Source organism: Isoptericola sp. NPDC060257, from assembly GCF_042726645.1.
Taxonomy (GTDB): Bacteria; Actinomycetota; Actinomycetes; order Actinomycetales; family Cellulomonadaceae; genus Isoptericola; species Isoptericola nanjingensis.
On the sequence record NZ_JBHXAW010000388.1, the window covers coordinates 1 to 3,016 of the forward strand.

The following is a 3,016-nucleotide window of genomic DNA, read 5'->3' on the forward strand; positions in this document are numbered from 1 at the left end:
AGCCCTCGTACTCCCTCGGCGAGATCCGTACTACCTCGGCGTCACCACCTGTCGTGCACGTGCTCCTTGATCGCCTCGTCGTAGATCTCCCGCACGCCGGACGTGAACAGCGGCCCGAGGACGCCCGTGTCGCCGGCGGCGGCGTTGAGCCGCGCCTGCTCGGGGCTGCGCGCCCCCGGGATGACCGTGGAGACCCCCGGCTGCTGCCAGACCCAGGCGATGGCCGCCTGCGCGGGCGTGAGGTCCTGGTTCAGGGCCGAGCCCGCGAGCTCCGTGAAGCGGGCGGCCGCGTCGACGCCGACGTCGAACGGCACGCCGGAGAAGGTCTCGCCGACGTCGAAGGCCTTGCCCTCGCGGTTGAACGTGCGGTGGTCGTCCTCCGAGAACGTGGTCTCGTGGGTGTACCGGCCCGACAGGAGCCCCGAGGCCAGCGGCACCCGCGCGATGATGCCGACGCCGGCCGCGGAGGCCGCGGGCAGCACCTGCTCCAGGGGCTTGAGCCGGAACGCGTTGAGGATGATCTGCACGGTGGCGACGCCGGGGCGCGCGATGGCGGTGAGGGCCTCGTCGACCGTCTCCACGGAGACGCCGTAGGCGGCGGTGACGCCGTCGGCCACGAGCGTGTCCAGCGCGTCGTACACCTCGTCGTCGGAGTAGACGGAGGTCGGCGGGCAGTGCAGCTGCACGAGATCGAGCGTCTCGACGCCGAGGTTCCGGCGCGACCGGTCGGTCCACTCGCGGAAGTTCGACAGGACGTAGTTCTCCGGCACCTGGTCCATCCGACGGCCCATCTTCGTCGCCACGGTGATGGCGTCGTCACGGTGGTCGGCGAGGAACGCTCCCAGGGCCTGCTCGCTGCGGCCGTCCCCGTAGACGTCCGCGGTGTCGAAGAACGTCACGCCGGACTCGAACGCGGCATCCAGCACGGACCGGGCCTGGTCGTCGTCGACCGTCCCCCAGTCCGCGCCCAGCTGCCAGGTTCCCAGGCCGACGACCGACACCAGCCGACCGGTGCGGCCGAGCACCTGTTTCTCCATCGTTCCCCCGTTCGGTGGCACCCGGGCCCCCCGGACCCGTGGCGCGGACCCCTCGCGCGCGAGGGGACGTCTCGTCAGATATCTGGCTCCCCTAACGCTACGTCGCCCGCACCGATCCGGCGTGCCGACTACGGTGTGAGCGTGAACACCGCTGACTCTCCCGCCGTCCCCGCCCCGTCGGGCCGGCAGTTCCGCATCTCCTCCGGCGAGCACCGGGCCACCGTCACCGAGGTCGGGGCGATGGTGCGCGAGTACACCGTCGCCGGCCGCGACGTGTTCGTGCCGTTCGCCGAGGACGAGGCGGCCCCCGTCTTCAACGCCGCCGTCCTCGCCCCGTGGCCGAACCGACTGCGCGACGGCGCCTACACGACCGACGGCGTCCGGCACCAGGTGGCCGTGAGCGAGCCCGACCGCGGGACGGCGCTGCACGGCCTCGTGTGCTGGTACCGCTGGACGCCCGTCGAGGTGGCGGACGACGCGGTGACGCTCGAGCTCGCCCTCCCCGCGCAGAAGGGCTGGCCGTTCCAGCTCGTGCTCCGCACCCGGTACACGGTGTCCGACGCCGGCCTGGAGGTCGTGGTCAGCGCCCGCAACGTCGGCACCGGGACCGCACCGTACGGCGTCGGCTTCCACCCGTGGCTGTCCACCGGCGGCGTCGCGCTCGACGAGTGCACCGTCAGCCTGGACGCCACGACGCACGTCACCGTCGACGACCGCCTGCTGCCGACCGGCGCCGAGCCCGTCGCCGGCCCGTACGACCTGCGCACCACGCGGTCGCTCGCCGGCCTGGACCTCGACGACGCGTGGACGGGCGCCACCCGCGACGACGCCGGGCTGTCCTGGGCCCGGCTCGGCCGCCCCGACGGCAGCACCGCCGCCATCTGGATGGACGGCTCCATGGACTGCTGGCAGGTCTGCTCGGCCGACCACATCGACGGCTACGAGCGGTTCGGCCTCGCCGCCGAGCCGATGAGCTGCGTGGCCGACGCGTTCAACACCGGCGAGCGCCTCGTCCGCCTCGCCCCTGGCGACGAGCACGTCGTGCGCTGGGGCGCCACCCTGCTCTGACCTGTCAGACCCAGCGCGCTGCATACCCCGCTGTGGCCCTGACAGCTCCCGGCGCCTCGGGGCTGTCAGGGCCGCAGCGGGGTGTGCACCACTGTGGCCCTGACAACTCAGGGAGCCGCGCGGCGTGGGATCCTGCGTCGCGGACGGGCGTGCGGCGACAATGGCCGCGCAACTGCGAGACAGGACTTGGACGGTGAAGGCTCAGTGACCCAGACCGAGGTGCGCATCTGCGTCGTGGGCGACGAGCTCAGCGTGGGCGTCGGGGACGCCCGCGCCCTGGGATGGACGGGGCGCGTGATGGCCCGGACCCGGTTCGGGCGGCCGGCGATGGCGTTCACGCTCGCCGTGCCCGGCGAGACCAGCTCGGCGCTCGGCGCCCGCTGGCAGGCGGAGACGGAGTCGCGCTTCGGCCCGGAGGACACGTGCGAGAACCGTCTCGTGGTGGCCCTCGGCCGGCACGACGTCGACTCGTCGCTCTCGGTGGCGCGGTCCCGCCTCAACCTCGCGAACATCCTCGACGTGGCCGAGACGAGCCGGATCCCGGCGTTCGTCGTCGGGCCTCCGCCGGGACGGCCGGAGGACGGCGGCCGCATCGCGGAGCTCTCGGCCGCGTTCTCGGACGTCGCCAACCGGCGCCGCGTGCCGTACGTCGACACGTACACGCCGCTGGCGCAGCACGAGCAGTGGCTGGCCGACCTCGCGACGAACGGCTCGACCTACCCCGGGCAGGCGGGCTACGGCCTCATGGCGTGGCTCGTGCTGCACACCGGCTGGCACGCGTGGCTGGGGCTGCCCGCCGACGAGTGACGGCCGCTCAGACGCCCGCCCGGGGGGGGGGGGGGGGGCCCGGCCGCCGCCGGGGCCCGCGGCGGAGGGGGGGGGGGGATGAAAAAAAAAGCCCCCCCCCAACC

3 protein-coding genes are annotated in these 3,016 nt (G+C 73.7%); 2 read left to right on the top strand and 1 reads right to left on the bottom strand.

Annotation, left to right across the window (positions count from 1 at the left end):
* Nucleotides 1-41: 41 nt before the first annotated feature.
* Nucleotides 42-1,037: an aldo/keto reductase gene (locus ACFWEK_RS20380; RefSeq protein ID WP_430548405.1), complete on the bottom strand. Its 996-nt coding sequence runs from the start codon at nt 1,035-1,037 to the stop codon at nt 42-44.
* A 141-nt stretch (nt 1,038-1,178) separates the two neighbouring features.
* Between ACFWEK_RS20380 and ACFWEK_RS20385 the strand changes: the two genes are divergently transcribed.
* Together ACFWEK_RS20385 and ACFWEK_RS20390 are read left to right on the top strand one after the other, a co-directional pair.
* The gene (locus tag ACFWEK_RS20385; RefSeq protein ID WP_430548406.1) at nt 1,179-2,105 is read left to right on the top strand and encodes an aldose 1-epimerase family protein; all 927 of its coding nucleotides are present in this window, start codon (nt 1,179-1,181) and stop codon (nt 2,103-2,105) included.
* A 204-nt stretch (nt 2,106-2,309) separates the two neighbouring features.
* Nucleotides 2,310-2,912 (top strand): GDSL-type esterase/lipase family protein, encoded by a 603-nt coding sequence (locus ACFWEK_RS20390; protein WP_429735060.1) that lies wholly within the window; start codon nt 2,310-2,312, stop codon nt 2,910-2,912.
* Nucleotides 2,913-3,016: the final 104 nt, after the last annotated feature.